This window comes from Sphingobacterium deserti, from assembly GCF_000757725.1.
GTDB classification, from domain to species: domain Bacteria; phylum Bacteroidota; class Bacteroidia; order Sphingobacteriales; family Sphingobacteriaceae; genus Sphingobacterium; species Sphingobacterium deserti.
In genome coordinates, this window is the sequence record NZ_JJMU01000054.1 from 26736 (window position 1) to 45605 (window position 18870).

Annotated in this window: 13 protein-coding genes; 9 read left to right on the plus strand and 4 right to left on the minus strand. The window is 43.2% G+C overall.

All coding sequences use genetic code 11. The annotated features are described in order from the left end of the window. The first annotated feature begins 589 nt into the window (after positions 1-589). Positions 590-1924: a sulfatase family protein gene (locus DI53_RS14635; RefSeq protein ID WP_071790504.1), complete on the plus strand. Its 1335-nt coding sequence runs from the start codon at positions 590-592 to the stop codon at positions 1922-1924. Positions 1925-2034: 110 nt separating this feature from the next. On the opposite strand, the gene DI53_RS14640 is transcribed toward DI53_RS14635, so the two are convergent. Next, on the minus strand, positions 2035-4032 hold the full coding sequence (locus tag DI53_RS14640) for a RagB/SusD family nutrient uptake outer membrane protein (RefSeq protein WP_037501223.1): 1998 nt from the start codon (positions 4030-4032) through the stop codon (positions 2035-2037). A gap of 35 nt (positions 4033-4067) precedes the next feature. After that, the gene (locus DI53_RS14645) at positions 4068-7355 is read right to left on the minus strand and encodes a SusC/RagA family TonB-linked outer membrane protein (RefSeq protein ID WP_117624897.1); all 3288 of its coding nucleotides are present in this window, start codon (positions 7353-7355) and stop codon (positions 4068-4070) included. A gap of 424 nt (positions 7356-7779) precedes the next feature. On the opposite strand from DI53_RS14645, the gene DI53_RS14650 reads away from it, so the two are divergent. Then, entirely contained in the window at positions 7780-10968 is a 3189-nt protein-coding gene (locus DI53_RS14650; RefSeq protein WP_037501227.1) for a ligand-binding sensor domain-containing protein, read from the plus strand. A gap of 5 nt (positions 10969-10973) precedes the next feature. Beyond that, on the plus strand, positions 10974-11741 hold the full coding sequence (locus DI53_RS14655; protein ID WP_037501442.1) for a response regulator transcription factor: 768 nt from the start codon (positions 10974-10976) through the stop codon (positions 11739-11741). Positions 11742-11779: 38 nt separating this feature from the next. On the opposite strand, the gene DI53_RS14660 is transcribed toward DI53_RS14655, so the two are convergent. After that, positions 11780-12892: a glycoside hydrolase family 88/105 protein gene (locus DI53_RS14660; protein WP_241462438.1), complete on the minus strand. Its 1113-nt coding sequence runs from the start codon at positions 12890-12892 to the stop codon at positions 11780-11782. A 240-nt stretch (positions 12893-13132) separates the two neighbouring features. On the opposite strand from DI53_RS14660, the gene DI53_RS14665 reads away from it, so the two are divergent. From DI53_RS14665 to DI53_RS14690, 6 genes are all read left to right on the plus strand, one after another. Continuing rightward, positions 13133-15049, plus strand: a complete 1917-nt coding sequence (locus DI53_RS14665) for an AAA domain-containing protein (protein WP_037501232.1) — start codon at positions 13133-13135, stop codon at positions 15047-15049. Positions 15050-15060: 11 nt separating this feature from the next. Next, positions 15061-15558, plus strand: coding sequence for a hypothetical protein (locus DI53_RS14670; RefSeq protein ID WP_131555304.1), 498 nt, complete (start codon positions 15061-15063; stop codon positions 15556-15558). Next, entirely contained in the window at positions 15542-16369 is an 828-nt protein-coding gene (locus tag DI53_RS19695; RefSeq protein ID WP_052072435.1) for a tetratricopeptide repeat protein, read from the plus strand. Before DI53_RS14670 ends, DI53_RS19695 begins: the two co-directional genes overlap by 17 nt. Before the next feature lie 106 nt (positions 16370-16475). Beyond that, entirely contained in the window at positions 16476-16964 is a 489-nt protein-coding gene (locus DI53_RS19700) for a T6SS effector amidase Tae4 family protein (RefSeq protein ID WP_052072436.1), read from the plus strand. A 66-nt stretch (positions 16965-17030) separates the two neighbouring features. Then, a complete protein-coding gene (locus DI53_RS14685; protein ID WP_037501237.1) occupies positions 17031-17549 on the plus strand; it encodes a hypothetical protein in 519 nt (172 codons plus the stop codon). A 182-nt stretch (positions 17550-17731) separates the two neighbouring features. Then, positions 17732-18016: a hypothetical protein gene (locus DI53_RS14690; RefSeq protein ID WP_037501240.1), complete on the plus strand. Its 285-nt coding sequence runs from the start codon at positions 17732-17734 to the stop codon at positions 18014-18016. Between the two features lie 122 nt (positions 18017-18138). On the opposite strand, the gene DI53_RS14695 is transcribed toward DI53_RS14690, so the two are convergent. Further along, the gene (locus DI53_RS14695) at positions 18139-18519 is read right to left on the minus strand and encodes a response regulator (protein ID WP_037501243.1); all 381 of its coding nucleotides are present in this window, start codon (positions 18517-18519) and stop codon (positions 18139-18141) included. Between the last annotated feature and the right edge of the window lie 351 nt (positions 18520-18870).

Consider the following 18870-nt stretch of genomic DNA (forward strand, 5'->3'; position numbering starts at 1 on the left):
GGTACGTTTTAGATTTATAATCGTGGTTAAATTTCAAGCATTCTTTGTTGCGTGCATGCAGCAGAATGCTGTGCATAACGAGGTAAAAATGCAAAGTAAGATCCCTCTTCCTAGCAAGATGACGGCAGGAGGCTTAGCTCTAGCCTAGCACCATTAAGGTCGAGTTTATAGAAAGATTGTTTATCAATAAAAAGTAGTATGATACTGAATTATTTTTAGATTTTTTTCGTTAAAATTTAACGAGATCATGGTTCCGAGGTTAGCGTTTTCTCTCATAAGTATAGTGCGTAAGCGCTTGTCTTACTTGTTTATAATTTGGTGGTTCGTTATATTACAAAACAAATATCCTCAATCAAATTGATATAAAGTTTCTGCTGCGTATCAATTGATAGTTAATTTGTCTCAATGTGCGGAGCAGTTATTGCGATGTGTAATGAAGAACGGTTAATTTGTAGGATAGCCTTATTAAATATCTACAATTTATCTATCATCAAATACTTAAATTATGCTATATATACAAACACAACGGTCCGCCAGTTTCGGGATTTTAATAATAAGCTGTCTAGCTTTTATATGCTGCCACACGCATGTGAGGTCACGGACAGGAGTCTCAGCTGTTGAAAAATTACACGCGTCCGCCAGACCCAATGTGATTATTGTTATGGCCGATGATTTGGACAGTAGACAGCTGAGCTGTTATGGCGGTGTGAATTTGAAAACTACCCATATCGATAGGCTGGCGAAGGAGGGATTGCAATTCAACAACTTGATTGCGTCTGAAGCGATGTGTGTACCCACACGCGCATCTTTATTTACTGGACTTTACCCAGCTAGACACGGCGCTTACCAAAATCATAAACCAGTTATTGATACGCTAAAAAGTGTTGCGCACTATTTGTCCGACTTGGGTTATCGGGTGGGCTTGAGCGGCAAAGACCATGTCACGAAACCTACGTCTTCTTTTCCATTTACAATTGTTCCAGGGTTTGAAACAAATTGTGTAGCGGAAACAGACGAATATTTTTTGGATAGCATTGCAGATTTTATACAAGATGAAGGTCCCTATTGCCTTTTCCTAATGAGTATCAACCCGCATGCACCTTGGACTGTCGGTAATCCGGATGAGTTTGATCCGAAACAGTTAAAATTACCGGCGCATTGGGTAGATACTGAACAAACACGGAAGCAATTTGCAAAGTATTTGGCTGAGGTACGCCGTTTGGATAATCAGGTGGGCGAAGTGTTAGCTCTATTGGAGCGGCAGGGCCAGCTTGATAATACCATTGTAGTTTTTTTAGGGGAGCAGGGGCCGCAGTTTCCCGGAGGTAAATGGACGTTGTACGATAATGGGCAAAGAAGCTCTATGCTCATCCGCTGGCCGGGTGTTGTAGAATCATTATCTAAGACAGATGCTATCGTGCAATATGAAGATATCACGCCTACGCTAATTGACATTGCAGGGGGAAAGCCAGCACGTGGTCTTGATGGGAGAAGCTTTCGAAAGGTGTTAAAAAGTCCGGGTAAGACGCATCGGGATTTTGCTTACGGCATCCATAATAACATTCCGGAAGGGCCAGCTTTTCCCATCCGCAGTGTGCGTGACCAACGTTACAAATTAATTTGGAACATTAATCCGGACAGCCTTTATCACATTAAATTCATGACCAATACGTCCAATAAAGGTCAAGTGTTTACGTCTTGGAATAAGCTTGCTGCTACTGATACGCACGCTCGACTCTTAACAGATCGTATCGTTAAGCATCCAGAATTTGAATTTTATGATCTGCTGCACGACCCAGATGAGTTGCATAACTTGGCAAAAGATAAAGCTTATCAAAAAATTATGGGCAAAATGCATCAGCAGCTGCGGCAGTGGATGAAGGCACAGCATGATCTTGGCGTTGGCATGGATACACCTTTCTAAAGTATAGAAAAGCCCAACAGTTAGACAAAGAAAAGCACGCGTTTCAAGCTTGCAGTAAGCTGTGAAACGCGTGCGCGTGATACGACTTTGAAAGATAAATTGCCTGCTAATTACTCTGTGCTGTTTTCATCGGCTACGGCATCTTCCCAGTTTTCCCACTTCGGCGTTGCTGCGTTATACCCATCGTAGCCAAAATTTTGGCTGAGCTGCCCACGTTTATTGCCCGTGATGGCTGCTTCGGGAATAGGCCAATACATATTCTTTTTGTCCATTGTGTAATTCGGGTTGCTATTTCCAGTGGAATTGATTTGGATAGGCCCCTTATTATACATACTGTAATGGACAATACGTTGGTACCAGTAGCTTCCGCCTTGGGAATCTGTTCCCGCCTGTTTGTCAAATGTTTCTAGCGAATATGTGTTTCCCCATTCGTCTGGGCGACCGCTACGCGCCAGGCATACCGATACTCTTTTTAACTCCACATTACGCCATTCTTCCCAATACAGCTCCCGGGCGCGCTCGTTCATAATATCGCCTATGGTTACCGCGCCTTGGTAAAGCTGCGTACATTGGGCCCTTCGCCTGATGATATTTAGATCATCCTTAATTGTTCCATCGCCAGGGTTAAGGTAGAATTTGGCTTCCGCGCGTAGGAGGTAAGCTTCCGCTAAACGATACAGATACCAATCTGCTGTCGAGCCGTTGGTGGCTCCGCGGTGGCCGTCCGAACCAACAATGTTAGCCTCGCTAACGGGATCGTCTAGGTAAAACTTATAATGCGGCACATCAAACCACCGACGAATTGTATCGCTACATAACAAACGTCCATTGTCAAAAAGCATAAGTGGTTTTCCAAATTCTGTCGATGTTTTATTATTTACTTTGTAATCTTCCATACGGATCCAATTTCCACTGGCTGAACTGTGTCGCAAATCCGTGGCATCCATAGCGCCATTGACACGCCATAAGGCCTTTGTTTGAAAGCTGGTGGGTCTGAACGTTGCGATACCGCGCCCGAAAGCCCGCATATAATCATACGTTGGATTGTAATCTCCCGTGTTACGACGTATGTTTAAAAGGGCTTGCTTACCATCTTTTGTTTGTATGCGATTATCAAACACGAAAGGGTATAGGATACGCATGGTTAGCATTTTTACAAACGATTCCGCTTCGGCACCACGATTGGGCATGCCCATAATAACTTCCCGATTTGCTGCAATAAGCTTATTTTCCGGGCGGTGCATGTCCCAGATCACATTTCTCGTAATCGGCCATGTCCGCGCCTCACCACCGTCGTTAAAAGTTCCGAAACTATTCTCCATAAGAGCATAGCCCGACTCGTTGATGATGATATCCGTTTGTTCCTTTGCTTTTGCATATTCGCCTATGGCTAGGTAGCATTTGGCCAGTAGCATACGACAGGCGCCTTTATTGACAACGCCCACCAACCCAACTTCGCTTTGATTAGGCACCCACTGCACGGCAAGTTCCATATCACGGGTGATCATCTGTAAGATCGCATCACGCTGTGTGCTGCGGTAATTCTGTTTTGGAGCTTCCAAAAGAGTGGCTACTAGAGGTACATCACCAAACTGAAAAACGAGCGCCATGTACCGAAACGCGCGGTGGAAGTAAGCCCTGCCTTTATATGCATTTTTGGTAGCCTCATCAATTTCCTGAACACCATCAACATAGTGAATAACGGTATTGGCAAACATAATGCCTTTGTACGTTTCCTCCCAAAGGTACCAGATGCTGTTTGTGCGGTCTATGTTTTGGTAGGAAGTTTCACTTGTTGGCGTCAGCATATTGGCAATGTCACAAAGCATATTGCGCTTGTCTGTAGCTGCAGCAACCATAAGCTCAGAGAAGATATATTCCGTACCCATGGTGAGCATCTCGTTATGGTCGGTCGCCCAATACAGTTTCAGATGCCTATCCGCTATCGCCATCGCTGACATTAGGCCTGCTTCCGTTGTAAATGTAGCATTAGGCTCGTAAAAAGATAAGGGTTTTGGTGTTAAGAAGTCTCGACTGCAACTGCCGGTCAATAGCATACTAGCCATCAAGAGCGCGAATGATATGGTGTTTACTTTTTTAAATTTCATCGTTGAATAATTTATAAACGCAAGAGCGTTCTGGATTAAAAAACAAGGTTCAGACCAAGGTTGTACAATCGTGTTGCTAAGCCACCGCCTTGATCGAAAGCGGGATTTGCTTCTGGATCACCGTATTCCCAGTCCTTGGCCCAAGTAGCAACATTGCGGATGGTGCCAAATATTTTAACCCGGTTGATGTTATAGCGGGATGTCCAGGCATGTGGCAAGGTGTAGCCGACTGATATATTCTCAAGTCGGATGAACGACCGGTCATACAGTTTTCCTGCACCCGCGGCACCCGTAGGACCAGCAGCTTCAATACGACCATATTCATTTGTTGGGTTATCCGGTGTCCAATATTCCTTCGCCGGCAGATTGGCCATGCCATACTGCATTCTACCACCGTTATCATCGTTATTCAGGTAATCACCGAATAAGCTTTTATGTCCGGCGTAGGAATAGATGTTGAATGAAAAATTTAAGTTCTTCCACAGAATAAACTCGTTACGCATTGACCAGTGGTAAGGGGCGATGCTCTGACCGAGAAACTCTTTGTCAAAATTATTGTAAACGTGCGTCACGGTTCCATTGGCATTCACCACATCATCTGCTGTATAGTTATTTGCGACCTTAGGGTCACCGGGCTTTTGCCCATAACGAGCCGCCTCCTCCACTTCGTTGGATTGCCAGATACCCGTAACACGATAGTTCCATATAACGCCGATAGGCTTGCCGATAAACCAATTGTTTTGTAGATCGTCCGACTCTTTCCGACCTACTACGTTACCTTGATCATCCAACACATCTACGTAGTCATAGTATAAATGTTTGATGGTATTCTTGTTGTAGGAGAAACCAAGTGTTGTAGACCATTGGAAATTGTCTTTCCGGATATTGACTGTGTTTAACGCTAATTCAATACCGCTATTGTCTACCCTTCCGAGGTTGGTAGCGATGCCTTGAAAACCAGTAAAGCTAGCGAGGCGCTCCGTCATAATCATATCCTGCGTCATGGTCTTGTAATACTCAAACGTACCCGAGATACGATCATTCAAAAAGCCAAAATCAAGACCTACATTATAAGAATCCGTTTTTTCCCAGCGTAAATTTGGATTAGCGAGTCGATCCATCATGAGATAGCGATAGAGCGATAAGTCGCCGGTTGAATTGATATACCCATGCATTCGGCCTGCGCCGGCAGAAAGGTTAGCGAGTGCAAAGTAGGGGTTGCCAAGGGCGCGGTTTCCGTTCTCTCCATAAGAGAGTCGTAACTTACCGGAGTTCATGATGTCTCCCCATTTGAAGAACTTTTCGTTGGTGAAAGACCAAGCGCCCGAGATGGAACGGAAAGTTGCATAGGGATTAGATGTGCCAAATGCAGATGAGCCGTCGCGACGGATAGAAGCGGTTACTAAATAGCGGTCGTCGTAGGAATAGAAAAGACGTCCTAAAAGACCATCCGCAGTTTCTTGTGTGTCATCATTGAAGAAATTACTATCCTCCTTAGATCCATAACCTACGTTGTGAAATCCGAGGGCGTCCGACGGGAGTATATTACGCGCTTCGATTCGATCGCGCCACAATCTAAGTTCTTCCGCTTCTTGAACGAGTGTTACGGTAAAGCGATGTTTATCGGCAAATGTCTGATCCCAGGTAATGGTGTTGTTAAGCGACCAGTCCAGCCGTTTCGCTTGTTCACGATTTGCGCCCCGTGTGGCGGGGTTTGATCCGGGTAGTTCTGCCGACATGAAATATCGATCATAGAAAAATTGAAAACGTGGCGAAGCGTTAAATGCATACGTAATATTAAATGGCAACTTAATCTTTGCATAGACGATGCTGTTTAGCACTGTATATCCCTTGTCCAATTCCAAGTATTGGCGCTGGAAATCGTAGTTGTAGCCGCGTTGGCTATATTCTGCGCTCAACGGGAATTGCGTGGGGTTGCCAAACTCATCTCCATAATCAGCGAACGGACTGTTACGCATAGATTGATCCAAATCTATACCCACATTTCCATCCGATCGGTCTTGGAAATTAACGTTTGCACCTACTTCAAACCAGTTGGTTATTTTCGTGTCTACTTTCATATTGGCGCGAATAGCGCGGTAAGCATCACTTACCTCAGCGCCTTGGTTTTTCAGGTAGCCCATAGAAAGGTAGTAGTTCGTGCGGTCGCTTGCTCCACTTACACTGATGTTATAATCTTGATCGAATCCGCTCCGATACGTGCGATCGCGCCAATTCTCTGTTTTGCCGTCAAGAAAATTCTGCAATATATTTCCCTGAAAGCCCAATCTTCTCGCCCAGATACTTAAGTCAGACTGATCGCCCACATTTTGGTCATAGGCGCGCCAGTCTTCCACGGCAACGGAAGAGGGCAAGCGATCTGGGCGAACAAAGTATCCGGGTCTATTGTTGTATCCTCCACCTTGGTACGCTTCGTAGGCACCTGTTTCAGGATTCACGCCGTAGGTATTTTTGGTTAGCCAGTCTTCGCGATGCTGTAAGTAATCCTCTGTGCTGAACCGCTCCCGAATTTTGGCAACCGTAGTTGTACCAATGTTGCTGGTTAAATTGATGACAGGTTTCCCCTGCTTACCCTTTTTGGTGCTGATGATAATAACGCCGCTTGCTGATTTGGATCCGTAGATCGCAGCGGCTGAAGCGTCTTTAAGAACGTCGATTTGCTCAATGTCATCGGGGTTTATTTCGGAGAGTTCCCCATAAAATGGCATACCATCCAAAATCAACAGTGGGCTGTTGCGGTTTCCTGCATCAAAAACGGAACGTTGGCCGCGTATGTTGATACCACCACCGCCCTTTGCGGATGCGTTGTACCCTACGCGAATACCCGGCGTGCCGCGAAGAATATCTTGAACGGTCTTCGGGTTTTCGTTTGCAATCTTATCGGGGCGAATTTGGATGATCGAGCCCGTCAGATCTTTCTTCTGCATGGCACCGTAACCCACGACTACAACCTCTTCAAGAGATTCATTTGTCGAGGTGAGGGTAATTTGTAATGTGCGCCTGCTTTGCAATGGGATAGTTTGGGTTGCATAGCCCACCGAAGAGATAAGTAAAACCGCGTTGGCTGGCGCCTCTATGGTGAATTTCCCCTCGAGGTCCGAACTTGTCGCTACATCAGTGTTCTGTATTTTAATGACCGCACCTTGTACGGAAGTTTCCGTTTGCGCATCCGTCACTGTACCTGTTACGGACAGGTTTTGCGCCCAGGTAAGCATCGGTATAAGGAGGATGCATAGCGATAACAGGAAGTCTTTTTGTTTCACAAACTTACAGGTATGCCGTAGCATGTAGGTGTTTATCATAGGTTTATATTTAGAAGTTTATCATGTTAGGTTTTTGTCGGCAAGTATTGGATGTCGCTGGGCATCCCTATTCGTCATATTTACATAAGCATTCTCCTCGTTTTGGTATCTCATCATCACGCAAATTTTTCCGTTGGCATTCAGGTTTATAGATACTCCGTTGGTAGGAGTAACGGTTCATAGCGCAGGAAAAAGTATTGTGCTGTGTTTATAAATGCGTTAACTATATTTCAAAGTAAAGCAATGCCTATTGTAAAATTTGTTCATCTTTTTGTCGATGCGTCTCAAAATGCATTTCGAAGATTTTAGGCTAGTGGAATCATTGTTTCTTAAGGCGGCTTTAACAACCACTAGCGGCAATAAATCTGCTTTAATGGAGTTGTAACTTCTCCCCCGAATTGTATATATTTGGATATTATAAACTATGCGAAGCCTAATCTTATTGATCTTTATTGAAGTCCTTTCATTTGCTACCGCATTTATATGTCGGGGACAGGATCAATATTATTTCAAGCATTATCAAACGGAAGATGGCTTAGCGCACAATTCCGTTTCTGCCATTATGCAGGACAGCAAAGGCTTAATTTGGGTGGCTACACGCGGCGGATTAAACCGCTTTGACGGGTATAACTTTAAAAGTTTTCGCAATAAGCATGACAAGTATGGCTACCTAGGAAATAATATTATCACGGCGTTAGCGGAGGATAACAACGGGATGTTATGGATAGGTACGGGGCGAGGCATCTTTTGCTACGATCCATTCAAGGAAGTGTTTACCATGCTTAAAACGGTGCCTGACTCCTATGTTAGTCATCTGCAGGTAGATCGTCATAACAACCTCTGGTTTTCACTGAACGCCGAGCTACACCAATATGATATTGCCCAGCAGCATTTAGAAAACTTGAGGATTCAAGCTTCCTGTATCAGTATTGATCAACAAAGAAATGCACTTTGGATAGGAAACCATCAAGGCTCTATTACGGTATACGACATTGACCGACGGCAGCAAGCTACTATTCCCGTACTTGGGCAGCATATTCCGGAAAATTTAAGATCCATCAGTAAGATACTATTCACCGAGCGTAACGAGGTGCTGATAGGTTGCTTTAAACAGGGGTTAAAATCATATGATTTAGGTACCCGTGAATTGAAATCTTTAAGGCTACGATCGCAGGCGAATGCCGATATATATGTTCGCGATCTAGCGCTTTCGGGAAGTGATGAATGCTGGGTGGCAACCGAATCTGGCATTTATATCTACAATTTAAAAACACAGCAGAGTATAAATTTACGTAAACATGCTGACGATCCGTACGCAATCGCTGATAATGCTGTATACAGTGTTTATCAGGATCGGGAAGGGGGCATGTGGGCTGGTACATTTTTCGGAGGGTTGAATTACTATTCACAAGAAAACGCACGCTTCAAAAAATACTATCCCGTGGCGGGTGTAAATGCCATCTCAGGAAGTGCTGTTCGAGAGATTTGTCCAGACAGTCAGGGAAATCTTTGGATAGGCACCGAAGACGGCGGGCTAAATAAGTTAAATTTAGGGAACGGACTATTTACCAATTACATGTATGCTACGGAAAAAGCGATGGTACCCTACCCAAATATTCACGGCATGCTAGCATCGGGTGACGATTTGTTTTTTGGACCCTATTACAACGGTTTGGAGATCCTCGATATAAAGAAAAATGTGGTGAAGAATCGTTTTAAACTGATTGGCGAAAATGGTGGTCCGTCAAGTGATTTCGTACTCTCCGTATATGAAACGCGTGATCATACGATTCTTGTAGGAACGGGATATGGCGGTTCTGGCCTGTTTACATTTGATAGAAAAAAGAACACGTTTGCCCGAGTAAAAGAAATCCCAACGAACAGTTATGTTTTTGACATCATTGAAGATAAGCAAGGTCGAATTTGGACCGGTAGCATCAATAAGGGGGCGTTCTTCTACCATCCTAAAACAGCTGAGAAAGGCAATGTTCGATTCTCCGATAAGGTCAATGGAAAATATGTAGATGAATTTGCGGTGTATGGGATCTATGAGGATAGCGACCATTGCCTTTGGTTTACCACGGGTGGGGGTGGATTGATGAAAGTAAGTCCTGAAGGAAAGCTTCTTCAAAAAATTACCATGGAGCATGGCTTGCCGACCAACATACTTTTCCGTGTGCTTGAGGATGACGAGAAGCGACTTTGGATAAGTTCGCTAAAGGGGCTTATTTGCTATGATCGCCAAAGCGGTAACATAAAAACGTATACGAAAGCAAATGGATTGATCACCGATCAGTTTAATTTTAGTTCAGCCTACAAAGCGCCAAACGGCAAAATGTACTTTGGATCAGTGAAAGGACTGATTGTTTTTGATCCAAAAGATTTTCGACGAACGAGTTCCGGACCTGCAACCTACATTACTGGCTTTCAGATTAACAACAAGGAAGTGGTTCCGGAAACGGAGAACAGTCCGCTCACACGCTCCGTGCTGTATACCGACACGATCGTTTTAAGCTATTTGCAAAATAATTTTAGTATTGAGTTTGCCGCCCTAAATTACGCCTCCCCAGAGGTGACAAGATATGCTTTTTTTATGAGTGGGCTGGACAGCAAAGGTACTTACCTGAGCAGGAATCGTAAAGCCTATTTTACCGATTTATCTCCCGGTGATTATACCTTCACCGTGAGGGCAAAATGTAATGTAGATAGTTGGATTGGCCAAGAACGCCGATTGCATATTAAGATTCTGCCACCATACTGGCGAACGGCCTACGCCTATGCCTCTTATGTGCTCATCTTCATTCTTGCTATTGTTTATGGTGTGCGGGCTTACCATCGATATTTAGAACGTAAAAATCTCCAAAAGCAAAGGCTATTTGAACATGAGAAGGAAAAAGATGTCTATCGTGCAAAAATCGAATTCTTTACCAATATCGCCCATGAGATTCAAACACCGATTACGCTAATCGTGGGGCCGATAGAACTTATGGCTGGACGTGCAAAGGAAGAGTCGATGAAGAAAAGCTTAGCTATGGTGCAGCGAAACGCCAAACGGCTGGTAGAGTTGACCACGCAGCTATTAGATTTTCGAAAAACCGAGATTGATCAGTTTGGATTGAACTTCGTAAATACAGATATTAGTGCATTGCTTATGGAGCAGGTTTCCAATTTTATGCCGGAAGCGCAGCAACAACATATTAGCCTTATGGTGGATGTGCCAGCGGATCCGATATTAGGCTTTGCAGATAAAGAAGCGTTGGTCAAAATTTTTACAAATTTGCTTTCGAATGCTATAAAATATGCCGATAAAATGGCCTCCGTAAAGTTATTTGTTGCAAATGATGGAAAGCAAGAATTTACCTTGCGGGTGCGCAACGATGGTAAAGGTATCCCCGCCGCATTGCGGGAACGGGTGTTTGAGCCATTTTTTCGATTACGCGGAAATAATAGGCCCGGAACGGGGATAGGCCTTTCGCTCGCTAAATCCTTAACGGAATTGCATCATGGATCGTTGACACTGCTTCCTGACCATGAAGGACATGTTGTTTTCGAGCTTAAACTTCCCCTTCGCCACAAAATAGAATTTGAATTAAGTAGTTGGAAAAAAATGTAGAAGGTATGCAGCATAAAATTTTGATCGTTGACGATAATGAAGAAATTTTGGATTTCCTTGCCCAAGTATTGGGCGATGCCTATACGCTTTACTCGGCGATGGATGGCGAGAATGCCCGGAGGATATTGGATGTTGAAATTATCGATTTAGTGATTTCTGATATTATGATGCCCGGTATAGATGGCTTTGAGCTGTGCCGGCTGATCAAATCTAATGTGGATTATTGCCATATTCCTGTTGTACTGCTGACTGCTAAAAACAGCTATGATGCACATATTGAAGGCTTGGAAGTAGGTGCTGATCTCTACATACAAAAGCCATTTTCGCCCGAACTTTTACTCTTGCAGGTAGCAAATCTTTTAGGCAATCGCTTAAAGATAAAAATGCATTTTGCCAGTTCGCCATTCGAAGATGTGCGAGTTATGGCGCATTCCAAAACAGATGAAGCTTTCCTGAAAAAGCTTGATGGCTACATCCGTAAACACCTCGATGATACGGCGTTGAGTATTGATCTATTGGCAGATCATATGAATATGAGTCGGCCAACATTTTACCGGAAAATTAAATCCATATCAGACCTCACACCAAAAGAGCTGATTGATGTAACACGTTTAAAGAAGGCCACGAAGCTTATTGCGCAAAACGAATTTACCATGTCTGAAATCTCAAAGATTGTTGGTTATAGCAGCCAAAGTTTATTTAATAAAAACTTTCAACGCTACTTTAATATTTCACCGCAGAGCTACCGAAATTCATTGGAAAAAGAATCCTGATAGCACGCAAACAAAGTTTGGCGCTATCAGGTTGCAGATTACTTTACATTTTCAAGGAGCGCCACTGTGCACCAAAGGTAGGGCGCTTGGCCGTGGTAATCCCCCACATGTCTAGGCCTATCATAGTAATATTGTTTATCATTCTTTTTGTTCGTGCCTACACAAACCTCTCTGACATCACCATTTTCATTGATGTAAGAGACCAGTGCCAACCATGCTTTGCGAGCGGCGGGTCCATATTCACGGGCATCTAGCCAACCATGCTTTACGCCAGTGATAAAGGCATAGGTAAACATAGCAGATCCCGATGTTTCTGCCCATGAATCTTTTTCGTCAATCAGTTGATTCCACATACCATCCGCAGTTTGGTATTGTTTCAAACTGCTCATCATTAATTGATAGCCTTCCAAGATACGTGGTCGGTGCTTATGATCTTTAGGAAGATAACGAAGCAACTCCGTTACCCCAGCCGCCATCCAGCCATTTCCGCGTCCCCAGTAGAAAGGCACATCGGGCGCATGATAGAAAAGCCCATTGGGGCGTTGCAGTTCATCCAGGTAAAGTACCATCTCTGCAGCAGCACGATCAAGGTATTTTTGGTCCTTTGTCACTTGATAGGCCTGCGTTTGTACAATCGTAATCATATACATATCATCGATCCATAAGCGCGTTTGCCAGGAATAGCCTTTCAATGCCCATTCCTTTTCTTGGGTCTTTGCATTTTCTGGTACCATCCATTGTGTGTCTGCATAGGGCAAGCCTAGCTGATAATAGCGTTGCTCTTTTGTGGTTTGAAAAAGCAAAAGCGGCAAGCTACCAAACATATTTAGATCAACGTGATTCATAGGTGGCAACAAATGTTTTTCTGTCGTGAAGAGCGGCTCAAATCTATCTTGAAGCAGCTTAGCGAGCTTGTCATCTTTTGTTAAAGTAGCGAATTTTACAGCACCTGCCCAGTTGAAAGTTTCCGGATAACTGATCCACTTGCCTGCATGCAACATATGCTTGCCTTCTACAAAGCGGTAGCCTAAACGTTTACCAACTTGTTCAGGGGTGTAACCATCCGGGAAATTTGTCAATAGCTTTTTCTGCCCAAGAAGTCCTGTAGAGAACAACCCAGCAAGTAGAATTAAAAGAAATTTATACATCATAAGGGCTTTAAGTTTATACTCAAAGAAAGGAAATACTACTTGATATTCTCACTCAACCTTTTGTCGATTTGTATCATATTCCTCGTTTTATTCTATAGTGAATAAAGCAAATTTGGTAAATATGGATATGAAAGGTGCAGTATAATGACGTTAGACGGCGAGCGTTTTTTAAAGAAGCTGTTCTGGCGAAATCCCCTTAAAATCCGTTTATTTGTGAGATTGCACTACAATTAGTTTCGTATGGATAATTATTTTGATGAGCTTGCAGCCTTGTTGCGAGATGAGGAAGATTTTGATAGGAATATGCACGAGGCGCTATTACTTAATAAATCTGTAAATGAACGTCGCGCGCAAGGCGTCACTTGGTTTCCTGTGATGTTGACCGATAGTGAAATTGGTCGGGGTGACTATCTAAGTATCACGATCAAAAGGACGAACAGCTTAGAGGAATCGCATAAATTCCGTTTTGGTATGCCCGTCGCGTTGTTTTCAAATTATGCGCCAAATGAAGATCGGGTGAAAGGAACAGTTGCGTATGTCAATAACGATAGCATGCGGATCGCTTTTCGTTTGGACGAGTTGCCCGATTGGAGCAGGAGGGGAAAGCTAGGCATTGACCTGCTATTCGATGAAAATTCCTATAGAGAAATGCATGCTGCACTACAGCAAGCGAAGAAGATAAAGGATGATCCGAAGCAAGGTACACTCGTTCGCATGCTTACAGGCGCACAGCCTATAGATCAGGGTGTTGCTGCCGACTTTTACAAAAACAATATGCTCAATGCCAGTCAAAATGCTGCCGTGCAGCAGGTATTAACAGGCGAAGCGCTTACAATTTTACACGGCCCTCCAGGCACGGGAAAGACAACGACCATTACCCAAGCTGTGAAAGCATTGCTGTCAAACGGGACAAAACAGATTCTTTTGGTTGCTCCCAGCAATACCGCTGTTGATGTGTTAACGGAGCGTTTGGATGCGCTAGGCGTTTCTGTGGTTCGTATAGGGAACCCTGTGAAGGTGTCATCGCATCTTCAGGCCTTGACGCTAGATGGTAAGATAGATAATCATCGCGCAAATAAGGAATGTAAAACCTTGGAGAAACAGGAGCGTGCATACTTGGATATGGGACATAAATACAAGCGTAATTTTGGAAAGAATGAACGCGAACAACGTAAAGCCCTCTTCGAAGAAGCCCGTAAAATACGAAAAGAAATAGATAAAGTCCAGGATTTCATTATGGCTGATATTCTGGATAGTGCATCGGTGATAACAGCTACTTTGGTCGGCGCAAACCACCATAGCATTCAGCAGAGAAACTATGACATCGTGATTATAGACGAAGCTGTACAGGCCTTGGAGCCCGCCTGCTGGATTCCTTTGTTGAAGGCGGATCGTGTGGTGCTCGCGGGGGACCATTGCCAATTACCGCCGACCGTAAAATCGTCAATGAATACACAGAAAGGACTGTATATAACCTTGTTCGAGAAGCTTGTGAAACGTTACCCTGCGCAGGTGTCGCTGTTAGACCTGCAATACCGTATGCATGCCAACATTATGGCCTACCCATCTTTGCGCCTTTATGACAATCGATTACTCGCAGCTTCCGAAGTAGCTGATTGGACGTTGAAGGATGACGATGCGCCAATCCTTTTCATCGATTCGGCAGGAGCGGGTTTTGAAGAAACAGAAGAGGATGGCGCTATTTTTAATACAGAGGAAGCGCAGTTTGTGCGCGCACATCTTCGGGAAACTATCAAGGCATGCGCTATGTCTTATTCAGCCGAAGATATGCCCTCTCTTGGTGTTATAACACCCTACCGAAAGCAGGCACAACTACTGAAGACGCTGATCGAACAGGACGAATATTTGAAGCCTTTTCAAGGAGCAATCCAGATAAATACTATCGATGGTTTCCAAGGGCAGGAAAAGGATATTATCTACATCAGCCTAACACGGTCTAACAATGAGCAACGGATCGGTTTCCTTGCTGATGTGCGCCGTATGAATGTGGCCATGACTCGGGCAAAGAAGAAATTGATTGTGGTAGGGGATAGCAGTACCATTGGCGAACATGAATTCTATAAGGGTTTTCTTGACTACGTGGAAACGCATGGCGCATATAATAGTGTCTGGGAGTGGGTGGGGCATAGTGACTAAATAGTCGAAAAATGAAAATAGCAAATCGCTTGCTCAATTGCTTGTTAGTCCTATCCGTCATCCTTTGGTTGTTCGACATATTTTATATGAGCGAGCACGTAACCGCCATTTCTTACGATAAGACGCTCGGTGATAAACAATCGGATACTGGGTATGGTCTTTATTATCAGTATTATAATTTGGATTCTTTGGAGAGCAGGTATAAGGTAAGAAAGGAGCTAGGAGGATGCTTGTTGGATCCAGCGACACGTTTTCCCGAAGATGGTCTTCTTACCGCTCGGTTCTTGGTTCACAAAGATGGCAAAGCAGACCGTTTTAGAACGGATTACCTAGATGAGAATTACCGCAAAATTGTGGGAGCTGAGGCATTTTCCGGAGTAAAGCATGTTGTTAGCTGCCTGAAGAAAAAGAAACATTGGCAAACGGGAAGGGTAAATGGAAAACCGCGAAAATATATACAATTGTTAAATTTCAGGATAAGAGGAGGGCGTATTGAAGAAATCTTCTAACCAATTATCGGTACGCTCCATCATTGTGTTCGTCAAGCTTCTGTTGGTTGCGATCTTGTTGGCCCCGCTGCTTTACAACTATTATTTAGGGCCTTTTGACTACCGTTTTAAATACGCTGAAAATCGTCAGGGTACGCGTGCATCTGATTATATATTTTCCGTAATGTCTTCCCAATATCCAGATCGCGCGGCTGTGCCTTTGGAACGTTCAGTAGCGTATAACAAGCGCGGTCTGTACGTCAAGGGTTTTGAATTACTGAATAAAGCTGTTGCTATAAATCCGGTGACATCATTAGGATATCGAGGCTACATGAAATTGTATAAAGTAAGAGACTATGCGGGAGCGCTAAGCGATTTTGAGCGGTTAGACTCATTGACAGTGAACCATGTAGATTATCCCATGAGTGAAAATATCCATTTCCTGAAAGCAATTTGTTTGTACAAATTAGGTCATATAGATGCGTGCCTTTCCTCATTTGATGATGCATTGGAAACATCGCTCCCGGGTTTTGTAGATTACAAGATTAAGCTGTATAAGGCGGCAGTATTAATGCAGATGGGAGAATACCTTGATTCACAAAAACTCTTACGTAGCATTTTGCAGGAATACCCAAAAAGTAGTGAAGCAAATTATTACTTTGCGGTAAATCTATTGAGATCGAATCAACTTATTGAAGCAAAGCAGTATGCGTATTTAGCGAAGCGTTACGGCCAGGAGGGATATACGATAACGGATGCTTACAGTGAACTTCCATTCGCAGTTTATCCCGAGAATATTGAAGATTTGATAAATACAATAGAAGAGAGGTAACCTTGTTAAATAAGATCTACATGTAAGTGTTTCAATAATAGGTAGTAAGCAATAAAAAGTCAGGGTAATCGTTTCAATTATATCTAAATTAAGTTGAAAGGAATATATGGCTTTATTCGATAGATTATGGACTAACTTACCTACCAATCTGGTCTTTCCTTGCGATCAAGTTAGGTATCAAAACCAATGTGCGATCCGTATGAGTGTTGCATTGCAAAAGTCTGAGATAAGTGTTAGAGATTGCCCAGCCGTTAAATGTGATTTTCACCTCTCGGAACACAACACTATCAAACACTTCTTGCGTGCTCAAGAACTGGCAAATTGGTTTAAGCAAAGCGGGTTGTTCGGCAAAACGAACATTTACGAGCGAGCTACGCTAAACAAACTGGGAACTAGAGCTGTTTTTAGTAATCGTAAAGGTATAATTTTTATTGAAGACGGTTGGGGACCTACAGATCATATCGATTTATGGAACGGTCAGTTTATAAAGAATGGGGGTTCGGATTATTTAGAAAAGGGTGTTCGAATATGGTTTTGGGACGTATTGCAGAAGGGGCTTCCGGGTTTAGACCATTGCTTGATACCTGATAGATGACACGGCCCACTAACGTGTGGGGATAACAAAATACGTGTATTGAGTTCCTGAAATAATTATATAGACATGAAAAAATATCTTGTTGTAATGAGCAGCCTCTATGCGCTGTTGTGTTTTAGTTTTTGTTCATCCTCCGGTAAAAAAGCGACAGAAGATAACGAAGTTGCTATCAAAAAGGATAGTGTCACTGACTCGTGCACGATCAATGGAACGCGCTTCGTGGTATACCAGAGAGATTCGCTCGCCTATATCAAAGCTTTTGGGAAGCAAGATACCATTTATGGCGAATTGCAATTGCGGGCGCCGGTGTACTTTGTTCGAGCGCATCAGAGCGAGAAAGTGCTGCATTATGCCTATCCACAATTTCAGGTGAATCAGGTGTTGATGTTGTTCGGCAACAAAGCAGATTCCGCGATGCTGGAAGCACGAGGGTTAGCGCCAGATTTATGGTGCGGCACACATATTCAAGGCTTGTTATTGAAAAATGGCCAGGCGTTATTAACCAAGAAGCTCCATGACGGTATAAAATGTAAGGGGTTTTCATCTGATGAGAAAGACTTTTATTCCTTGGCTAGCGAACGCTAAAATCGAAGCTTATTGCATTGTGATTACGAAATTGGTTAGACTGCTCTTTACGCTACATAGATTGCTTTTTAATACTATACCTCGTTTTGTAGTTAATTACCTGTTGATTCGGGTTGACAGGTTGTTTAACAGGGGATTTTTTTATAAATTTAAGTTTCCGCAACCTAAATCGGAAAAAGCTTATGAAACGGATAGACTTAAAAGCAAACGGGGATTCCCTGCAGACTCTAATAAGTATGGATGGTGGCCACGTAACAGAATATTACACTGTACACTGTGATGGTTTTTTAGTCGGCGTAGGCATTTTTCACAACCACAATGAAAAGTGCACTTGCGCCATGGTAAAAGATGAAGTGGGCGAGAAGCATATACTCGGCCGGCTATCCGACGAATTTCCACTAGAAGTGACGGAACTGCATCAGCTCGAAGAGTACTACAACAAGATGTTTCCCGATAACTCATTGTAAATATTCCATCATGATGAACACGTAGTAGGTATACACCTCCAAAGCATACCATCTTGCATGGCTTATTTATCAGCTATGCTATCGAAAAGTGTGTCGTCGAGTATATTGAACCTGCCTAATCTTTATGCGCTTGCACGGATATTTCGACAGTTATTCTCAATTATTTGAAGAATGTCGGTCATTTCAAATGGTTTTGGCAGAAATTGATTTGCACCGGCACGCATCGCGACTTCCTCGCCGTCATCACTGGCGGATAGGCATAAAATGTACATGTTTTTCATTTTATCATCCATCCTGATCTTACTGATGATCTCTTGTCCGGAAAGATTTGGCATCCATAAATCTATAATCAATAAATCTGGACGGTCTTCATTTAGCCGACCAAATAGTTTTGCGCTATCGTCTTCGACCAATACTTCGGCTCCGGAAAATTCGACAATAAGTTTTAATACTTCTAAAATATGTCGGTCGTCATCGCAGACTATTACTTTTTTTGCATCCATAACCCTTCACGTATATCTATATCTATTTTGCATATCTTCCCAAGGTATGTTCAGGAAGCTCCCCTTCTGCACTATAACCTATTAGCAAATTAAGAACCAATAAGTTGTAATTTAATGCGGAATAGCATTTCGCGTATAAATTTGTTTATCGCAGCGTATAAATAATCTGCTCAAATGGAATTAATCGCGCTTATTGAAATCTGTAGCGCAATATAAGATATCACCGAGGGCTCCCATGTTGGCCCACCTTATGTTCGTAGTTGAGGTAGCAGTAAGCGTATATTTCTTCATTTATGCTGTTAAATTGGTTGAGACCATGCTGATTGTTAATATAAAATTAATAATGTAAGC